The sequence below is a fragment of the Nocardia sp. NPDC052254 genome (genome assembly GCF_040679495.1).
Classification (GTDB): Bacteria; Actinomycetota; Actinomycetes; order Mycobacteriales; family Mycobacteriaceae; genus Nocardia.
This window is the reverse complement of sequence record NZ_JBFAUW010000003.1, coordinates 110351-129292: the sequence shown is the minus strand read 5'-3', so window position 1 is coordinate 129292 and position 18942 is coordinate 110351. Positions and strand designations below refer to the sequence as shown.

Below are 18942 nucleotides of genomic sequence, written 5' to 3'. Positions count from 1 at the left end.
GGTACACATATCCGGCCGGTCACCGATACTCCGGTGGTGGGGACCCCTGTCAGCTCGGCCGGATCTGGCCGTCGCCCCACACGATCCACTTCGTTGACGTCAGTTCGGGCAGGGCCATCGGACCGCGCGCGTGCAACTTCTGCGTCGAGATGCCGATCTCGGCGCCGAAGCCGAACTGCTCACCGTCGGTGAAGGCGGTCGAGGCGTTGACCATCACCGCGGCGGCATCCACCTGTGCGGTGAATGCACGAGCCGCCCGCAGATCGGCGGTGACGATCGCCTCGGTGTGCCCGGTCCCCCACTCGTTGATGTGCTCGACTGCGGCGTCGAGATCGTCGACGACCTTCAGTGCGATGTCCAGCGAGAGGTATTCGTCGGCCCAGTCCTCATCGGTGGCGGGCACCAGGCCGGGCAGATCGCCGTGGACGGTGACCTGTGCCTGCTCCAGCGCGGCGATCAGACGTGGCACCGCCGTCTCGGCGATGGACCGATCGATGAGCACCGTCTCGGCGGTATTGCAGACGCTGGGTCGGCGAGTCTTGGAGTTCAGCAGGATCGACTCCGCCATCGCCAGATCCGCTGCCCCGTGCACGTACACGTGACAGTTACCGGTGCCGGTCTCGATGGTCGGCACCAGCGCGTCGCGCACGACGGCATTGATGAGCCCGGCGCCGCCGCGCGGAATCACCACGTCCACCAGACCGCGAGCCTGGATCAGATGGGTGACGCTGGATCGATCCTCGCTGGGGAGCAATTGCACCGCGTCAGCGGGGATTCCTTGTGTGGCAAGGGCTTCCCGCATGACCGCGACCAGCGCCGCATTGGACCGCGCGGCCGAGGAGGAGCCGCGCAGCAGGGCCGCGTTACCCGACTTCAGGGCCAGGCCGAAGGCGTCGACGGTGACATTCGGACGCGCCTCGTAGACCATGCCGACCACGCCCAGCGGCACCCGGACCTGCCGAATCTCGAGACCGTTGGCCAGCGTCGATCCACGCAGCACCTCCCCGACCGGGTCGGGCAGCCCGGCGACCTGGCGCAGTCCGGAGGCGATCCCGTCGACGCGGGCCGCGGTGAGCCGCAGGCGGTCCAGGAGGGAACCGGCGGTACCGGCCGCCTCGGCATTGGCGATGTCCTCGGCATTCGCGGCCAGCACGACATTCCTGGCGGCGAGCAGGGCATCGGCCGCGCCGTGCAGGGCCTGATCCTTCTCCGCGGTGGTGAGCTGGGCCAGCGTCCGTGACGCCACCCGAGCCCGGCGTGCCGCATCGTGCACCGCCGCGCGCACCGTATCCACTTCGCCGACAGTTCCAGCACTCATGGTCGACAGCCTACTGACCGGCCCGGGCTCGCCGTCACGCGACGACCGCCGAACACCGGATCATGTCGGTGCGTCCGGCTACGGTGTCTCCATGGTCGCCACCATCCGGTTGTCCTCTGGTTCGGGTCGATGGGTGCTGCTGGCGACCGTGCTGGGTTCCGGGATGGCGATGCTCGACGCCACGGTCGTCAATGTCGCGCTGCCTCGCATCGGCGAGGAGTTCGGCGCCTCGATGGCCGGGCTGCAGTGGACGGTCAACGCCTACACACTCACGCTGGCGGGGCTGATTCTGCTCGGCGGCTCACTCGGCGATCGGTTCGGACGGCGCCGGGTGTTCGTCATCGGGGTGGTGTGGTTCGCCCTGGCCTCCGCGCTCTGCGGTGCGGCACAAGATATTCCGATGCTGATCGCGGCGCGGGCGCTCCAAGGTGTGGGCGGGGCATTGCTGACTCCGGGGTCGCTGGCGATCATCCAGGCCTCCTTCGCCGAATCCGATCGGCCGCGGGCGGTGGGCGCGTGGTCGGGACTGGGCGGTGTCGCCGGGGCGATCGGCCCGTTCGTCGGTGGCTGGCTGGTCGGAGTGGCGGGCTGGCGCTGGGTGTTCCTGTTGAACATCCCGCTGGCGGCGGTGGTCGTCCTCGTCGCGATGCGGCACGTTCCCGAAACCTACGGCTCCGAGCTCGCCCGGGATCCCGCGGCGGAGGCCGGCCGCGGCGAATCGGCCCGGGTACGCGAGGGTTTCGACATCCTGGGCGCGGTGCTGGCCGCCGCCTGTCTCGCGGGGATCACCTACGCGCTGACCATGGCTCCCGAACACGGGAGCAGCCGCACGGCCGTCGTGATCACCGCGGTCGTCGGTGTGCTGGCCGGGATCGGCTTCGTCGTGGTCGAGCGGCGCCGGTCGGCGCACCGCGGTTCCGGTCCACCGCCGATGCTTCCGGTGGAGATATTCCGGTCCCGCCAGTTCAGCGCGATCAACGCCGTCACCTTCGTCATGTACGGGGCGATGGGCGTCGTGTTCTTCCTCCTGGTACTCACACTGCAGGTGGTGGCGGGATTCGGGCCGATGGCCGCCGGTACCGCCATGCTGCCCTCGACCGTGCTCATGCTGCTGTTCTCCGCGTGGTCCGGTGAGCTGGCCCAGCGGATCGGCCCGCGGCTGCCGATCACGACCGGTGTGCTGCTGGCGGCGGGCGGCATGCTGCTCATGACCAGGATCGGGCCCGACGCCTCCTACCTCACCGATGTGCTGCCGGCGGCCGTGGTGTTCGGGCTGGGTCTGACGCTCGCCGTCGCACCCCTCACCGCGACCGTGCTCGCCACCGCCGACGAACGTCACGCCGGTGTGGCGAGCGGAGTGAACAACGCGGTGGCCCGCGCGGCCGGGTTGCTCGCGGTGGCCGCGATTCCGCCGCTGACCGGGCTCACCGGCGCCGCGTACAACGATCCCGCCCGATTCGCCGACGGATTCCACACCGCGATGCTGATCTGCGCCGCGGTCATGGCGGTCGCGGCGGTCCTGACCTTCGTCGTCGTGCGGGACGACGCACTGCGCACCGCGACGCCGGAGGCCGAACCACAGTGCCGGGTGAACTGCCCGGTGGCCGGGCCACCGCTGGAACCCGGACGCGCGTCCGAAGACCTCGGCTGAGCCGGTCCGGACACGATGGGGGCGTTGCGATCACGTTGATCCGTCGCTTGCCGCCGCCGTCGCCGGTTGTTTCGATGGTCGTATGGCAGATACCGACGCAGCCCAGGGCACCGAGACGAGAATCGCATCGGCCGAGCGTGAGATTTCCGCACCGGCCGCCCGTATCTTCGAACTGATCGCCGATCCGGCACAGCAGCCACGCTGGGACGGCAACGACAATCTGAGTACCGCGGCGACCGGGCAGCGGGTGCGATCGGTCGGCGAGGTGTTCGCCGTGGACCTCACCAACGGGCAGACCCGGGAGAACCATGTGGTCGAGTTCGAGGAGGAGCGCCGCATCGCCTGGCTGCCGGCCGAGCCCGGACAGCGCCCACCCGGCCATCTGTGGCGGTGGGAGCTGGAGGTCGTCGATACCGACCGCACGAAGGTCCGCCACACCTACGACTGGACGCGGCTGACCGACGAACTGCGGTTCCCGCGTGCCCGCGCGACCACGGCCGACAAACTGCGAGGCTCCCTCGATCGGCTGGCCACCCTCGCGACCGCACCCGACCGGGCCTGAGCCGGCGCCACCGCGGTTCGCGCGCACCGGGCCCGGGTACCGGGTTACGGTGCGTACATGGCGCGGATCGCGGTGGTGGGCAGCATCAATATGGACCTGGTCACTCGCACGCCGCGGCGGCCCCGGCCCGGCGAGACGATCCTGGGTACCTCCTTCGAGTCGGTGCCCGGCGGCAAGGGCGCCAATCAGGCGATCGCGGCCGGGCGGGCGGGTGCGCGGGTCGACTTCATCGGCGCCATCGGGACCGATGTCTTCGGCACCGCACTGCGTAACGTGCTGGCCGACAACGAGATCGGTGCCGAAGGACTGCGCACGATCGAGGGCTCCAGCGGTATCGCGGCGATCGTCGTCGACGAATCCGGGGAGAACTCGATCATCGTGGTCGGCGGCGCCAACGCGGCACTGACCGATCTCACCGCCGCGGACCTGGCGATCATCGCGGAGGCCGATATTCTGCTGTGCCAGTTGGAGATTCCGGTCGATACCGTGACCGCGGCGGCCCGGCACGCCCGGTCCAACGGCACCCTCGTCCTGCTCAATCCCTCGCCCGCGCGGCCACTTCCGGCGAGCACCTGGTCCACAGTGGATATCGCCGTGGTCAACGAAGGCGAAGCGGCACAACTGGATTCCGAGCTGGGCGGCGTCGCGCACGTGTTGACGACCCGGGGTGGGTCGGGCGCGAGTTATCGCGGACCCGAAGGCGATTTCCACCATCCCGGAGTACCGGTCGCGGTGGTCGACACCACCGGCGCGGGCGACACCTTCACCGGCGCCCTGGCCGCACACTGGCACGAGGGCCCAGAAACCGCGCTGGCCTGGGCCTGCACCGCGGGCGCCCTGGCCACCACCGCGTTCGGTGCGACTGCCGCGATCCCGACCGCCGCGGAAATCACCCGAGTCCTGCGCGATCGGGGAGAACCGGGGACGACCTCCGTCCCGGCGAACGGCTGACCCGCCGACGGTGCGGTGACATCGCCGCTACCACCGGCTCCGCGTCCCGGACGTATCGGTTCCGGGTTATCGATCACCGAAACGACTGCCGCCGTGTGGTTTCCCAGGGCGTGGACCAAACCCGGCGAATCAGCCGACGGCCGATGCCGCGGCGGTGTGCCGCGCGATGAGATCCGACATCTGCGCGCCGACCCGCTCCAGCGGATCCATCGAACCGGTGGCCAGGGACATGACCACGGCACCTTCCAGCGCCGCGATCACGGTGGTGGCCAGCGACAGCGCCAGATCCGGCTCCACCTGTTCGGCCACGAGGCGTTCGGTGAGGATGGCTTCCCATTCGGTGAAGATCGCGCCGGCGGCATCGGCCGCTTCCGGCGCCTCGGCACGTCCCAGTGCGGCAGCCACGACCGGGCAGCCCGCGGTGAATTCGCTGGCCGCGAGCTTGTCGCGCCAGATGGCGGGATAGGCCGCGACACAGGTGGCGATATCGGCGCCGGCGGCGAGCGAGCGCAGTAGTGCGCTGTAGGTGGCTCCGGCCGCCCGGGTGGCCTCGGCGACGAGTTCCGATTTCCCACCCGGAAAGTTCAGATAGACCGAGCGGCGGGAGATTCCGCTGCGGTCGAGCAACTGGGCGATGCCGGTCCCGGCCACGCCGTTACTGCCCAGCAGATCCACGGCGCTGGCGATGAGCCGATCGCGGGCACCCATCCGTGTCCCCTTTCTCCGCATATTCTGCGTCGCCCAGTCTACCGGTTGTCCTATACCGATCGGTGTACTACCGTCGAACTACACCGATCGGTATACCTCATCCCTACACCGGAGGAATGTCATGGCCGGATTACACGACCCACTCCCCCTGCCCTGTGGTCAGGTATTGCCGAACCGAACGATGAAGTCCGCGCTCAGCGAGGGACTCGGCACCGCCGCGCACGCGCCCGACGACCGGCTGGCCACCTTGTTCCGCCGCTGGGGCACCGGCGGCTACGGCCTGATCGTCACCGGGAATGTGATGATCGACCGGGAACAACTCGGCGAACCCGGCAATGTGGTGATCGAGGACGACCGCGATCTCGCCGCGCTGACCCGATGGGCCAAGGCCGCCGAGGACGGCGGCAGTCCGGTATGGATGCAACTGAATCATCCCGGCCGCCAAGCGAATCCGCTCGCGGGCCGGCAGCGTCCGGTGGCTCCCTCCGCGATCGCCGCCGGGGTTCCCGGATTGCCGGCGCCACGCGCTCTGACCGCATCGGAAATCACAGGTCTCATCGACCGTTTCGCCACCGCGGCCCGGATCGCCGAGGCGGCCGGATTCGACGGCGTCCAGATCCACGGCGCCCACGGGTATCTGGTGTCGCAGTTCCTGTCGCCGCTGGCCAATCGGCGCACCGACGAGTGGGGTGGTGATCCGCAGCGGCGGTCCCGGTTCCTGATCGAGGTGGTTCGCGCCGTCCGCGCGGCCGTGCGGCCCGGATTCGCGGTGGCCGTCAAACTCAATTCGGCGGACTTCCAGCGTGGCGGTTTCACCGAGGACGAATCTCGCGCGGTGATCGAACGGCTGGCGGCCGAGTCGCTGGATCTGATCGAAATCAGTGGCGGCAGTTACGAATCGCCGGCGATGATGGGCCGGGCCCGCGACCGAGCGAGCAGCACCCTGGCCCGTGAAGCCTATTTCCTGGAGTACGCCGAAACCGTGCGACGGGTGGCGAGCACCGTGCCGCTGGCGGTCACCGGCGGATTCCGCAGCCGTACGGCGATGTCGGCGGCGGTGGAATCGGGGGCCACCGATGTGGTCGGACTCGGGCGGCCCACCACCGTCCAGCCCGGCGCCGCCCGGGACCTGCTCGACGGTGCGACCAAAGTGCTTCGCCCGCCGTCGATTTCACTCGGCCTGCGCGGAAAACTGGCTACCAACGCGACACTTCGGGCGCTCGACGGCGCCCTGGATCTGCAGTGGCACACCGATCAGCTGCATCGTCTGGGCGCCGGACTCGACCCCGACCCGGCCCGGTCCCCGTGGTTCACGGCGGTGACCATGCTGCGCCGCAACGGATTCGACGCCTTCCGAGCGCGGCGCGGTTCCGCCCGCCCGGACCGGAAAGCGACCAAGTTCCGGATCGAGCGGGCGGCCAACCGCTATCTGGTCAATCCACTGTTCACCGGACTGGACCGGATCGGCATCCGTTCCACCTTCGCCACCGAATTGGAGACGACGGGGCGCAAATCCGGTCGGCCACGGCGGGTTCCGGTGGCAGTGCTGCTCGACGACGAGGGCGGCTGGATCATCTGCCAGCACGGGATGCGCTCGGGCTGGGGCAACAACGTGGCCGCCGATCCGCGGGTCCGGGTGCGCCAGGACGGCCGGTGGCGCACCGCGACCGCGCAGCTGCGCCCCGACGACGATGTGGTGGCCCGCGCCCGCGCCTTCGCCCCGCATCCACTGCTGGCGCCGCTGACCGCGGTCGGTTTCGCCGCCCTGCAGACCGATCCGGTGTCGGTGCGGATCACCTTCACCGACCGCTGATCCTCCGGACTCAGCCGCGCACCCAGTCGTGTCCCCAGTAGCTGTCGGCGGTCATCTCCTCGGCTGTGTAGTCGTCGCCGACAAGCTTTCCCTCACAACCGAATTCGAGGTCCCAGCCGCCCGGGGTGCGGACGTAGAAGGAGATCATCTTGTCGTTGGTGTGCCGGCCCAGCGTCGAGGACAGGTGGTAGCCGGCGCGCGTGACGCGATCCAGCGCACGGCCCACGTCGTCGAGCGCGTCCACCTCCACCATCACGTGCACGATGCCCGGACCGTCACCGCGGCTGCCGGGAATCAGCGCGAGGCTGTGATGGCGGGGGTTGACGCCCATGAACCTGATCCAGATCGGATGTTCGGGCGGGCCCACCCGGAACGATCCGCGCGAGGAGAAGTCCAGCACCTCGGTGTAGAAACTCCGGGCGGCCTCGATGTCGGGAACCGGCAGCACCACGTGCCCGAGGCCGAGATCGCCGGTGACGAAACGGTTTCCGTACTTGCCGAGCACCGGACTGTGGTCCAGCAGCGGCCCGTGGAACACCTCCACGGTGAATCCCGACGGATCGGTGAAGGTGATCGCCTCCTCCACATGGCGGGCGACCGCCTCGGCCGGGCTCAGCTCAATCACGTCGACACCGTTGCCGCGCAGCAACTCCGCGACCAGCGTCAGGCTGCGGCGATCGGCGACCTGCCAGCCCACCGCGAGAACCGCGTCCCGCTCACCCGGAACCAATTCCAGACGGTAGGTGTGCTCGTCCATCCGCAGGTAGATCGCGTCCGGATTCGGCCCGGAGCCCTCCGCGAATCCGATGGTGTCGAACGCGAACGCACGCCATGCCTCGACATCGGCGATCTGCGCCCGGATGTATCCGAGCGAGCTGAACGCTGCCATGTGTCACTCCTCGCGAGATTCAGGAATAGGTGATCGAAATATCGTCGGATACCGGGACCGCCTGGCAGGCGAGCACATAGCCGTCGGCCAGATCCTCCTGCTCGAGGACCTCGTTGCGGCGCATCGACACCTCGCCGGACACGACCCGGCACACGCAGGCGCTGCACGCGCCCTCCCGGCACGAATACGGCGCCTCGAGTCCCGCCGCCAGCAAGGTATCCAGCAGCACCTGCCGACGCGGCCAGGCCATCCGGTGTGTCGCATCGTCGAGGTCGATCTCGACGGACGCGGAGTCGGTGTCGTCGGCCGCGGCCGGCGCGGGTTCGTTCCCGGTCTCGAACGGATTGCCCGACAGCGAGACGAACTTCTCCATGTGTACCCGGGCACGCGCGGCGCCGTGTGCTGTCATCGCCGCACCGACCGCGGTCATGAACGGCGCGGGACCGCAGACGAAGACCTCGCGCTCGGCCCACGGGCGGACCAGCGCTGTCAGCTGTTCGACACTCGGCAGGCCCTGGACGGATTCCAGCCAGTGCACGACGTGCAGCCGATCCGGATGCGCGGCAGCGAGTTCCGCGAGTTCGGCGGCGAAGATGACGGATTTCTCGTCCCGGTTGGCGTAGATCAGCGTGCACCGCCCGCTCCCCTGGGCGAGCACCGCCTTGAGAATGGACAGCACCGGGGTGATCCCGCTGCCGCCCGCGAACAACAGCAGATCGAGATCCAGAGACGACGGGGTGAACAGTCCGGCCGGGGGCAGGACCCGCAGTATGGATCCCTCGGCGGCGTTGTCGCACAACCAATTCGACCCGTATCCGTCGACGGTGCGTTTGACGGTGACCTTGAGCGCGCCCCCTTCGTGCGGTGCGCTCGACAACGAGTAGCACCGGCTGACCGAACCGGTCAGATCACTGGGAATCCGCAGCGTGAGAAATTGGCCGGGGCGATAGTCGAAACGGTGGGCGTCATCCGGTTCCGGTTCCAGCTCCAGTGACACCGCGTCGGAGGTTTCCCGTACGACGCGCACCACCCGGACCAGCGCCGGAAGGCCGGCCGGCGCCTTCACCACGTCTGCGCCGTCGGCGATCTGAGGGGCGGCGAGATTCGCCGGAGCATCGGCCGATTCCGGCGCTGACCCGGCCGCACTCGCCGAGCGGGCTCGCGCGGCCGCGGATTCGGCTGTGGTTGTCATCGTTGTCACCAGATCCGTTCCTGAAGTGGCGATTCCGGAGAACGCGAACGTCCTCCGGGATGCCGGGCCGACTGTTTCACACGGTGCGCGCCGGATGCGCGCCACCGGTTCATCGGTCGTGCTCCCGCGTCGGCGCGAGGGTCCGCCCGCGCGTGCTGACATCGGTATCCCGCGTGCTCACCCCCAGCTCGCCCGAGCGCACTGCCTCGTCGACGCTGTCGCGCAGCGCCGCACAGGTGTGCAGGCCGCGTCCCGGCAGCTCGGTGCAGTGCGCGCGGGCGGCACCGGTCCACTGCACACTCGTGTGCTGCGGACTGAATTTCTCGACCAGTACGCACGCCCCGCAGGATCGGCACGACACCTCGTCCATCACAACCGCTCTCAGCCCGCGACAACCTGGCCGGCGCGTGCGGCGAGATTTTCGGCGACCTCCGCTTCCCAGGCGGTGACCGCGCGGGTGGTGTCGACCTCGAATTCGAAGCGGGCGGTCATCTCCTCGGAGATGTCGGCGACATCGGTGTAGAACTGCTCGTACCAGCGTCGCAGCTGATAGACCGGCCCGTCCTCCTCGCACAGCAGCGGATTGTTGATGCGCGACTTGCGTTTCCAGATCGCGGCATCCTGTTCGAAGCCCCGCCCCAGACCGCCGACGAAGGCTGCCGCGATCTCGTCGGCTCGCTCCGGCGAAACCCCTTGCGGCCGTTTGGCTATGGCGCCGTACTGCAGCAGGAAACGATTCTCGGTGATCGGGTAGTGGCAGTTGATCAGGTAGCCCTCCATCGCGGGGCCGGCGCTCTCACTGCGCAGATGGTCGATCATGTAGGAGGGGCCGTAGTAGGACGCCTCCGAATGCAGGGTGTTCTTGCCGCCCAGCGCTTTCGCGGTCTCCCCCATCATGTCCTCGCGGGAGATGGAGGTCATGTACTGGCTCGCGGTATGCCCCTCGAAGACGTTCTTGAAGAAGGTCGGGAAGCCGTAGTGCACATAGAAGAAGTGCGCCATGTCCACGACGTTGTCGACCACCTCGCGGCAGTTGGCCTCGACGACCATGGAATTCCAGGTCCAGTCGGTCCACTCGTCGTCGAAGGCGGCGTCCACGCGTGGAATGGTGATGTCGGCGGGCGGTTGTTTGCCCTCCGGATCGTTCCAGACGAACAGCTGTTTGTTCTGCTCGAGTGTCGGCCACGCCTTGGTGCGCGCCAGCGGCGGAACGCGCCGGGCATACGGGATTCCGGTGCACTTGCCCTTCCCGTTCCAGCGCCAGTCATGGAAGGGACAGGCCAGCGAATCGCCCTTGATCGTTCCGTCGGCGAGGTTGCCGCCCATGTGCGGGCAGTAGGCGTTGAGCACGTTGAGGGCGCCGTCCTCGGCGGCGAACACCACCAGCTCGGTGCCGAATGCGGCCACCGTGTGCGGCTTCCCGTCGCGGAAGGAATCCGCCAGGCCCAGGCAGTGCCAGCCACGGGCGAACCGGGTGGGCGGCGCGCCCGCGTCGATGACCCGAACGTCACTGTCGCTGTTCATGATTCCTCCGTCTCGATTGCCCGTTCGCCTCGGTCGCAGGCGTCGAACCACGCCCCGGGTGATGATTCGATGCTCGCCAGCGGGACAGATCAACGGCATCGGAAGTCCCACTGGCCGGGAGAGCGGCTCCGCCCAGCGGCCGTCCGCATCGGCCGGCGCCGGAGTCGGGGTAGGCACCCCGCGGGCACCTCAGTGGCCGTGCAACCGTTCGAAACCGGCGCGGTAGAACAGCAGTGGCGGCTGTTCGGAGTGTTCGGTCAGCGCGGTCACCCGCGCGATCACGACGGTGTGATCGCCGCCGTCGATCTCCCGATCCAGTTCGCAGTCGATGCTGGCGAGTGCACCGCTCAGCCGCGGCGCGCCGTTGCCGGAGGGCACCCAGCCGACCCCGGCGAATTTGTCGGTTCCGGTACGGCCCAGTGCCCGGCAGATCTCGGCCTGATCGTGGGCCAGGATGTTGACGCAGAACTGCCCCGCGGCCCGGATCCGCGGCCAAGACGTCGAGGTCCGCGCGGGAAAGAAGGCGACAGCGGGCGGATCGAGCGACAACGACGAGAACGATTGACAACTGAATCCGACCGGCTGCCCGTCGGCCAGTGCGGTGATCACCGTGACCCCCGTACAGAACCTGCCGAGGACGGATTTGAACGTCGCGTCGGGGATTGTCGGATCCATGTGAACTGCCGGGTCCACGGCCACTCCTCATTTCGAACAGACATATAGCTTCCAGCCATGACACCAGGCCGGGCGGAGTCCGGGTCAATGGCCAGACCCGGTCACCGGGAAGGATTTCCGTACGCATCTACGTAGTTCCACCGATTCGCGAACCACACGGTGTGGACCACTGTGACTGGTAACACAAATACGAAACGTCACATGCCTAGTAGAAATACTTCTAGACTGCATATGAGCCATCGGAGGTACATATGACCGTCACCGTGCTGCCCGCCGCGGAACGCACCACCACCGTCGCGCATCACGCGTCGCACCCCTCGGCTCATCGGGCCACCGCCCCGACACCGGTGTCGATGATCGAGCGGATGACCCTGATCCTCGACGCCTTCGACGCCGGGACACCGAGTCTGACGCTGCTCGAACTCGTCGAACGGACCGGCCTGCCGCGCTCGACGGTGCACCGCATCCTCGATCAGATGATCCGGCTGCGCTGGCTCGCGCATTCCGCGGGCGGCTACCGGCTCGGTATGCGCACACTGGAACTCGGTGGGCTGACCGCGGATCACAACGAGATCCGCGACGCGGTGAGTCCGCTGCTGCACGAACTGTCCCAGCGCACCGGCATGGTGGGCCACCTGGCGGTCCTCGACGGCCGTGAGGTGGTGTATCTGGACAAAGCCGGTGGCCGGTTCGCCGCCGCGCTGCCGACCCGGCTGGGCGGCCGGATGCCCGCACATGCCACCGCACTGGGCAAGGCCATGCTCTCGGCCCTGGAGCCGGCCATCGCCGAGGCCGCCTTCCACACTCGCCAGCCCCGGCTGACCCCGCGCACCCTCTCCGACCCCGATGCTCTGCATCGTGAACTCGGCCAGATCCGGCTGCGCCAGGGCGTGGCCATCGACCGGGAGGAGGCCATGGCCGGAATCGCCTGTGTGGCAGCGCCGTTGCGCGGCCGCGGCACCCCTCCGGCCGCGCTGTCGCTGTCCGGTCGCGCCGATGCGATGAGCTACGACCGCCTGGCCCGCGTGGTTCTCGAGGTCGTACACGAGGCCGGCCGGGCGCTGCTGCCCCATCGTTCACGCTGGCGCTGATTTCGGATCCGCATATGACTGGGCGCTATAGTTCGGCGATGACATCAGGCACCGATCTGCCGACCACCTCGTGGGCCGTGCTCGGGATGCTCTCGCACGCGGACGAGTTGTCCGGCTACGACCTGAAGAAGTGGGCGGACTGGAGTCTGCAGTTCTTCTACTGGAGTCCGTCGTTCAGCCAGATCTACGCCGAGCTCAAACGCCTGGAGAAGCACGGTTACGTCACCTCGCGCACGGTGACCTCCGAGGACGGCATCCGCGGAAAGCGGATGTACGCGATCACACCGACCGGCCGGGACGCGGTGGCGCACTGGGTCAATCACTCCCCGGTCGAGGCACCCGTGCTCAAACACAGTGTGTTGCTGCGGGCGTGGCTCGGCCATCTGGCCGAGCCGGACCGTCTGCGCGAAATCCTCACCGCGCACATCGATTACGCGGAGCAGATGCGCCGCCGTGCCGCCGCCGACGCCGAGGGTTCCGATGCCAATCCCGACTGGGCCTTTCCCAGTGCGGTCCTGCGCTGGTGCATCCGGCATTACGAGGCGGAACGGCAACTGGCCGAGGATCTGCTCACCGATCTGGAGACGTTGAACAAGCGCGGCCGGCTGCCGCGCAATCGCGAATCCCCGCTCACACCACCGAAATCCAGCTCCCGACGGAAGTAGCGGTCACTGCCGCCGCACGCGTGCCAGCCACGCGGCCGCGTTGACGATGCCGTCCTCGGATACATCGAGCCCGGCCACGTTGTCGGCCACCAGCGCGGTCGCCCGGCCCAGATAGCGCGACGGCCGCAGCTCCTCCAGATCCCAGCCCGCCCCGAATGATTCGCGAATGAGCGAATCGCTGATGCGCGGCCCGAACCCCGGTTCGGTATCGGAGAGGGCGAGCACGTGCACCACGCCGCCGGGCCGGCACAGCGCGTGCAGTGCGCGCACATATCCGGCGCGATTGTCCGGGTCCTGGCCGAAGATGTGGAACAGGGCACTGTCGACGATGGTGTCGAAGACGCCGAGTTCGGCCGCGGCCGCGGCATCCGCACCCAGCCGGACCGCATCCGCGACCCGGAATTGCGCGGCCGGCACCCCCTTGCCCGCCGCATTGCGGCGCGCGTACTCGACCGCACTCGGGGACAGATCGATACCGGTGACGTCGTAGCCGAGCGCGGTCAGCGCGATGGTGTGCTCCCCGGCTCCGGCGCCGATGTCGAGCACCCGGCCCCGGATCCACCCCTCCCGTTCGAGCGCGACGATCGCGGGCTGCGGTTCGCCGATCACCCAGGGGGCGGTGTCGTTGTCGTAGACGGTGTTCCAGAACTCTGCGGCCTGTGTCATGACACCAGCGTGCACCCTCAACCGCACTCGAGGTCAACAACCGCTACCGGAGGGGTCCGCGCCTCGCGAACCCAGAATCTCACTGAGCGGAACCCTTCCTGGCGAAGAGCCTTTCGGAATATTTCTATTAGGCATAGAGGAGGTGCCCGATGCCCGGTGAACTCGATTCCATCCAGAACGCGCTCGACGCTCTGTCCGCAGGCCGGCCCGTGGTCGTGGTCGACGACGAGGACCGCGAGAACGAAGGTGACCTGGTCCTGGCCGCGGAATACGCGACCCCGGAAACCATCGCGTTCGTGGTTCGCCACACCAGCGGCGTGCTGTGTGTGCCGATGCCCGGCCCGGATCTCGATCGGCTGGCGCTGCCGCCGATGACCGCGGTCAACGAGGATCCGAAGGGCACCGCCTACACCGTATCGGTGGACGCGGCGGCGGGCATCACCACGGGTATCTCGGCGGCCGATCGCGCCCGCACCATGCGGGTACTGGCCGATCCGCGCACCGTCGCGGCCGATCTGACCCGGCCCGGCCACGTCTTCCCGCTGCGTGCCCATCCGCGCGGAGTCCTGGGTCGCGCCGGCCACACCGAGGCCACCGTCGATCTGCTGCGCGCGGCCGGACTGCGGCCGGTGGGTGTGATCGCCGAGGTGGTCGACGACGACGGGTCGATGGCGCGGCTCCCGCGCCTGCTGGCCTTCGCCCGCGCCCACGAGCTGCCGATCGTGTCCATCGCCGATCTGATCGAGTACCGCAAGCTCGGCGAGAACACCGTCACCCGCCTCGCGGAGACCCGGCTGCCCACGCGCCACGGCGACTTCCGGGTGTTCGGTTATCGCGACGACTCCGGCGACCAGCCGCCGGTGGAACATCTCGCCCTGGTCTTCGGCGATCCCGCCGGGACCGATGTGCTGGCCCGGCTGCATTCGGAATGCCTCACCGGCGACGCCTTCGGGTCGCTGCGCTGCGACTGCGGCGAGCAACTCGACGCCGCGCTGCGCGCGGTGGCCGCCGAGGGCCGCGGTGTGGTCGTATATCTGCGCGGGCAGGAGGGGCGCGGTATCGGACTGCTGAACAAGCTGCGCGCCTACGAGCTCCAGGACGCCGGCGCCGACACCGTGGACGCCAATCTGCGCCTCGGACTGCCGATCGACGCCCGCCGCTACGGCGCGGGCGCCCAGATCCTCACCGACCTGGGTGTCGAATCGGTACGGCTGCTGAGCAACAACCCGGACAAGCAGGCCGGCCTGCAGGCACACGGCATCGCCGTCACCCGGCGGATCCCGCTGCAGACCGACCCGACCGAGCACAACGTCCGCTATCTGCGCACCAAGCGCGAACGCATGCGCCACCAGCTGCCCGGCCTCGACATCGCCTCCGTCGCGGCGAATTGAGTCACGGCGTATGGTCGGCCAGCCAGCGCCGGGCGCGGGCCGGTGAGGCACGGCAGAGCCACGCGTCCTGCACGACCTCCCGCAGTTCCTCGACATCGAGTTCGGCGACCCGCGTACCGCGCAACAGCACCGACAGATGCCCGTCGAAATGAGGTGTGGTGAAGAACGGGGAATCCGGATCCTGCACCAACGCAAGCTTGTCCGACTGCGACGGCACCCAGAAGATGATCACGTCCGGGTACCGCTCGCCGGTCACCGGATCGGCCGCGTCCCGGCTCGGGGTGCGGAAATACACGAAGGATCTGCGGCCGACCTGATAGATCGGATTGCCCAGCGATCCGTGTTCGACGGTGACGTGCGGCATGGCCAGCGACAGCCGCTCCACATCCTCGACCCGGGCCCGGCGCGCCATCGCCGGCGCTCAGTCCGCGAGCTGGGCCAGCAGCTTGCGGGTGCGCTCACCGGCCTGGCCACCGACGAAGGGCGCGGCCACGAATTCGGTCACGCCCGCGGCGAACACCTGCTCGACCCGCGCGGCGACCTGCTCCTCGGTGCCGATGATGGCCAGATCCGCCGGGCCCTCGGCGCCCTCACGATCCATCATCGCCCGATACGAGGGCAGCGAACCGTAGGCCGCGAAGACCGTGGCCGCCCGCTCCCGGCCGCGATCCACATCGTCGGTGACCAGCACCGGCAGCGCGCAGACCACACGCGGCGCGGGGCGGCCCGCCTCGGCCGCGGCGGCATTGATCGTGGGCGCGATGTGCTCGGCGACGGTCACCGGGCCGGTCATCCACAGCACGGTACCGTCGGTCCGGCGCGCGGCCAGCTTCAGCATCTGCGTCCCCATCGCGGCCACCAGCACCGGAATCCGCCCGGTCTCACCTGTGGTCAGGCCGAGATTTCCGGTCAGTGTCTCACCGTTGTAGGACACCGCCTCACCGTCGAGCAGCGGTTGCAGAATCGACAGATATTCCTTCATGTGCCGGGCCGGGCGGGCGAAGTCGTACCCGAACATGTTCTCGATCACGATCTGATGCGACAACCCGATACCCAGCGTCAACCGGCCGGCGCCCGCGGCCAGCGCGGTGGTGACGGCCTGCTGGGCCAGCGCTCCGGGATGACGCGGATAGGTCGGCACCACGGCGGTGCCCAGGCCGATGCCGGGCACCTGGCTGCCGGCCACGGCCAGCGCGGTGAGGGCGTCGACACCGAAGATGTGCGACAGCCACGCCGACTCGAACCCCTCGTCGGCGATCTGCCGCAATTCGTCGGTCATGCGCACCAGCGCATCCGGTCCGGTCTGTTCGCTGAGCATGATGCCGATCCGCACTTCGAGCCTCCTGGTTTCGACGGATACCTGGGTTCGCGGTCCCGGCGGACCGCCGAGCAGACAGCGTGTCGCTCCCTCAGACTATTCCCGCTCACGGCCCCGGCGAACGCTCGGTCCCGGCATCGCCGATGTGGTCCGCGACCGGGCCCGGCAGGATAGGGTTGGCGATCATGGCGCGGCGTGTCACCGGGAATCTTCCCGCCGAGGTCACCAGTTTCGTCGGCCGCCGCGACGAGCTGGCAACCGCCAGACGGTTGCTGCCCACGACCCGCGTGCTGACCCTGCTCGGCCCGGGCGGGGTCGGCAAGACGCGGTTGTCCCGGCAGGTCGGCGTGGCGATGGCGCGCGCCTTTCCCGACGGCGTATGGCTCGTCGAACTGGCCGATGTGCACGACCCTGATCTCGTCACCCTCGCGGTGGCCGAGGCGCTGAATCTGCGCGACGACACCACCGCCCCGCTGCGCGCGCTCGTCGAATTCCTCGCGGACAAGCGGCTGCTGCTGATCCTGGACAACTGCGAACATCTCATCGCGGCCTGCGCGGATCTGGTCGCCCACCTCGTGGCCGCCACCACCGAGGTACGAGTGCTGGCCACCAGTCGCGAAGTGCTGGGGGTTCCCGGTGAGCAGGTGATGCCGATTCCCCCGCTGTCGATCGGCGACGGCGACAGCGACGCCCTGCGGCTGCTGATCGAGCGGGCCACCGCGGCCAATCCCGAATTCGCCTCGACTCGCGCCAACCGTGAGGCCCTCGCCGCGATCTGCCGCCGCCTGGACGGTATTCCCCTGGCACTGGAACTGGCCGCGCTGCGGTTGCGCATGTTCACCCCCGAGCAGATCCGCGACCGGCTCGACGACACCATGGAACTGCTCAGCGCCGGACCACGCACCGCACCGCACCGGCAGCAGACCATCGAGGGTGCCATCCGGTGGAGCTACGAACTGTGCACACCCACCGAACAGCAACTGTGGCAACAACTGTCGGTCTTCACCGGCGGTTTCGACATCGAGGCCGCCGAGGCGGTCTGCGTACTCACCCCCGCCCCGCAGGGATTGCTCGACGCGCTCGCGGGGCTGGTCGACAAATCGGTGCTGTGGCTGCGCTACGACGCCGCCGCGCCGCGCTATTCGATGCTGGAACCGATCCGGCAGTTCGGTCACGACCGGCTCGTCGCAGGCGGCGAGGAACGCCGGGTCCGGGCTCGGCACCGCGATCACTATCGCGGACTCGCGCTGCGCGGGCAGAGCGCGTACTGGAGTTCCGACGATCTGGACTGGTTCCGCGAACTGGATCGCGAGCACGCCAATCTTCGCTCTTCACTGCAGTTCTCACTCACCGACGCACCCCAGCTCGCCCTCGAGACCGCGACCGTTCTACGCCCGTTCTGGGAGCACTACCGCTTCCTGTCGGAGGGACTGCGGTGGCTGACCGACGCACTGGCCCGCAATCCGGACCCCACCTGGGAGCGGGCCCGGGCGCTGTCGTCGGCGGCCTCACTGGCGGCCCTGCTCTCGGACCGGGGTTCGGCCGCGGCACTGACCGCCGAATGCGTCACGCTGGCCACCGATCTGGGTGCCGGGGACATCCTCGCCGAGGCAGAACTGGACGCCGCCCTGATCGCCTTCAACGACGCCGATACCGCCGAGGCGCTGCGGCGTGCCGAACAGGCCGCGCGGATGGCGCGCGAGCGGAACCATCACGCCACCGAAATGGACAGTCTCGCTTTCGGTTTCGTCTGCGCTACGCTGCTCGAAGAACCGCGTTCCAGCGGGATCGCCGCGGAATTCCATGCCCTGACCCAGCGCTACGGACCGCATATGCTCGGCGGGCTGGCGCTGTGGACACTCGGCATCGACAGCTGGCGGCTCGGTGATCAGGAGGCCGCCGACGAGCATCTCGGTCGCGCCATCGAGGAATTCGCGCAGTTCGACCGATGCGTATGGCTGGCATCGGCATTCGACGGCATGGCGTGGTCGGCGGCCGTGCGCGACGATATGGAACGAGCGGCGCGGCTGATGGGCGCGGCGGAATCCCTGCAGCGCAGCACGGTGCGGCTGGCCCACGTGATCACCAGCGCGGTCGGCGAGAAGGTGGGCGAAGGAGTGCGTGACGCACTGGGCGACAGCGGTTTCCGTACCGCCTACGAAGCCGGCGCCGCCATGACACTGGACGCGGCGATCGATTTCGCCCTGCGCCGGGCGCCCGCCACCGAGACACCGGCTGCCCCGGACCGGGACGCACCCACCGCACCGTCGCCGCTCACCCGCCGCGAAACCGATGTCGCCCGCCTGGTGGCAGCCGGTCACAGCAACAAAAGCATCGCGGCCGATCTGGTGATCTCGGTGCGCACCGCCGAAACCCATGTCGAGCACATCCTCACCAAACTGGGCTTCACCTCACGCACCCAGATCGCGGCCTGGGTGCACGATCAGCGGCTGTAGACGCGGTCCGGCCGCCACATCCGAATCGAATGTGACGGCCGGGCGACGACAGTCGAGAATATCTGCGCCGGT

General features: G+C 68.8%; 18 protein-coding genes. 8 read left to right on the top strand and 10 right to left on the bottom strand.

The window, feature by feature from the left end; translation table 11 throughout:
- Positions 1 to 49: 49 nt before the first annotated feature.
- Positions 50 to 1318 carry a glutamate-5-semialdehyde dehydrogenase gene (locus AB0L57_RS09815; RefSeq protein WP_364959580.1) on the bottom strand — a complete coding sequence of 423 codons (1269 nt, stop codon included), beginning with the start codon at positions 1316 to 1318 and terminating at the stop codon, positions 50 to 52.
- A 91-nt stretch (positions 1319 to 1409) separates the two neighbouring features.
- Here AB0L57_RS09815 and AB0L57_RS09810 point away from each other — a divergent pair, with 91 nt between their 5' ends.
- From AB0L57_RS09810 to AB0L57_RS09800, 3 genes are all read left to right on the top strand, one after another.
- On the top strand, positions 1410 to 2969 hold the full coding sequence (locus tag AB0L57_RS09810) for an MFS transporter (protein WP_364959578.1): 1560 nt from the start codon (positions 1410 to 1412) through the stop codon (positions 2967 to 2969).
- Positions 2970 to 3051: 82 nt separating this feature from the next.
- Positions 3052 to 3531 carry an SRPBCC family protein gene (locus AB0L57_RS09805; RefSeq protein ID WP_364959576.1) on the top strand — a complete coding sequence of 160 codons (480 nt, stop codon included), beginning with the start codon at positions 3052 to 3054 and terminating at the stop codon, positions 3529 to 3531.
- A gap of 57 nt (positions 3532 to 3588) precedes the next feature.
- On the top strand, positions 3589 to 4482 hold the full coding sequence (locus AB0L57_RS09800) for a ribokinase (RefSeq protein WP_364959574.1): 894 nt from the start codon (positions 3589 to 3591) through the stop codon (positions 4480 to 4482).
- A 129-nt stretch (positions 4483 to 4611) separates the two neighbouring features.
- Here AB0L57_RS09800 and AB0L57_RS09795 read toward each other — a convergent pair whose 3' ends face one another.
- Entirely contained in the window at positions 4612 to 5190 is a 579-nt protein-coding gene (locus AB0L57_RS09795; protein ID WP_364959572.1) for a TetR/AcrR family transcriptional regulator, read from the bottom strand.
- 121 nt (positions 5191 to 5311) lie between these two features.
- Here AB0L57_RS09795 and AB0L57_RS09790 point away from each other — a divergent pair, with 121 nt between their 5' ends.
- A complete protein-coding gene (locus AB0L57_RS09790; protein WP_364959570.1) occupies positions 5312 to 7003 on the top strand; it encodes a nitroreductase family deazaflavin-dependent oxidoreductase in 1692 nt (563 codons plus the stop codon).
- 10 nt (positions 7004 to 7013) lie between these two features.
- Here AB0L57_RS09790 and AB0L57_RS09785 read toward each other — a convergent pair whose 3' ends face one another.
- The 5 genes from AB0L57_RS09785 to AB0L57_RS09765 all read right to left on the bottom strand — a co-directional run bounded on the left by AB0L57_RS09785 (position 7014) and on the right by AB0L57_RS09765 (position 11283).
- Entirely contained in the window at positions 7014 to 7892 is an 879-nt protein-coding gene (locus AB0L57_RS09785; RefSeq protein WP_364959568.1) for a VOC family protein, read from the bottom strand.
- Positions 7893 to 7911: 19 nt separating this feature from the next.
- On the bottom strand, positions 7912 to 9084 hold the full coding sequence (locus tag AB0L57_RS09780) for a ferredoxin--NADP reductase (protein WP_364959566.1): 1173 nt from the start codon (positions 9082 to 9084) through the stop codon (positions 7912 to 7914).
- 109 nt (positions 9085 to 9193) lie between these two features.
- Entirely contained in the window at positions 9194 to 9454 is a 261-nt protein-coding gene (locus AB0L57_RS09775; protein WP_364959564.1) for a hypothetical protein, read from the bottom strand.
- An 11-nt stretch (positions 9455 to 9465) separates the two neighbouring features.
- The gene (locus tag AB0L57_RS09770) at positions 9466 to 10608 is read right to left on the bottom strand and encodes a Rieske 2Fe-2S domain-containing protein (RefSeq protein WP_364959562.1); all 1143 of its coding nucleotides are present in this window, start codon (positions 10606 to 10608) and stop codon (positions 9466 to 9468) included.
- A 189-nt stretch (positions 10609 to 10797) separates the two neighbouring features.
- Complete coding sequence (locus AB0L57_RS09765) at positions 10798 to 11283, bottom strand: flavin reductase family protein (protein ID WP_364960531.1); 486 nt, start codon at positions 11281 to 11283, stop codon at positions 10798 to 10800.
- A gap of 251 nt (positions 11284 to 11534) precedes the next feature.
- On the opposite strand from AB0L57_RS09765, the gene AB0L57_RS09760 reads away from it, so the two are divergent.
- On the top strand, positions 11535 to 12374 hold the full coding sequence (locus AB0L57_RS09760; RefSeq protein WP_364959560.1) for an IclR family transcriptional regulator: 840 nt from the start codon (positions 11535 to 11537) through the stop codon (positions 12372 to 12374).
- 38 nt (positions 12375 to 12412) lie between these two features.
- Positions 12413 to 13039 (top strand): helix-turn-helix transcriptional regulator, encoded by a 627-nt coding sequence (locus AB0L57_RS09755; protein ID WP_364959558.1) that lies wholly within the window; start codon positions 12413 to 12415, stop codon positions 13037 to 13039.
- A gap of 3 nt (positions 13040 to 13042) precedes the next feature.
- Here AB0L57_RS09755 and AB0L57_RS09750 read toward each other — a convergent pair whose 3' ends face one another.
- Entirely contained in the window at positions 13043 to 13705 is a 663-nt protein-coding gene (locus tag AB0L57_RS09750) for a class I SAM-dependent methyltransferase (RefSeq protein WP_364959557.1), read from the bottom strand.
- 149 nt (positions 13706 to 13854) lie between these two features.
- Here AB0L57_RS09750 and AB0L57_RS09745 point away from each other — a divergent pair, with 149 nt between their 5' ends.
- Complete coding sequence (locus AB0L57_RS09745; RefSeq protein WP_364959555.1) at positions 13855 to 15096, top strand: bifunctional 3,4-dihydroxy-2-butanone-4-phosphate synthase/GTP cyclohydrolase II; 1242 nt, start codon at positions 13855 to 13857, stop codon at positions 15094 to 15096.
- Between the two features lies 1 nt (position 15097).
- Here AB0L57_RS09745 and AB0L57_RS09740 read toward each other — a convergent pair whose 3' ends face one another.
- Together AB0L57_RS09740 and AB0L57_RS09735 are read right to left on the bottom strand one after the other, a co-directional pair.
- Positions 15098 to 15508, bottom strand: a complete 411-nt coding sequence (locus tag AB0L57_RS09740; protein WP_364959553.1) for a hypothetical protein — start codon at positions 15506 to 15508, stop codon at positions 15098 to 15100.
- A 9-nt stretch (positions 15509 to 15517) separates the two neighbouring features.
- Positions 15518 to 16429 carry an LLM class F420-dependent oxidoreductase gene (locus AB0L57_RS09735; RefSeq protein WP_364959551.1) on the bottom strand — a complete coding sequence of 304 codons (912 nt, stop codon included), beginning with the start codon at positions 16427 to 16429 and terminating at the stop codon, positions 15518 to 15520.
- A 170-nt stretch (positions 16430 to 16599) separates the two neighbouring features.
- Here AB0L57_RS09735 and AB0L57_RS09730 point away from each other — a divergent pair, with 170 nt between their 5' ends.
- The gene (locus AB0L57_RS09730; protein ID WP_364959549.1) at positions 16600 to 18870 is read left to right on the top strand and encodes a LuxR C-terminal-related transcriptional regulator; all 2271 of its coding nucleotides are present in this window, start codon (positions 16600 to 16602) and stop codon (positions 18868 to 18870) included.
- Positions 18871 to 18942 lie beyond the last annotated feature (72 nt).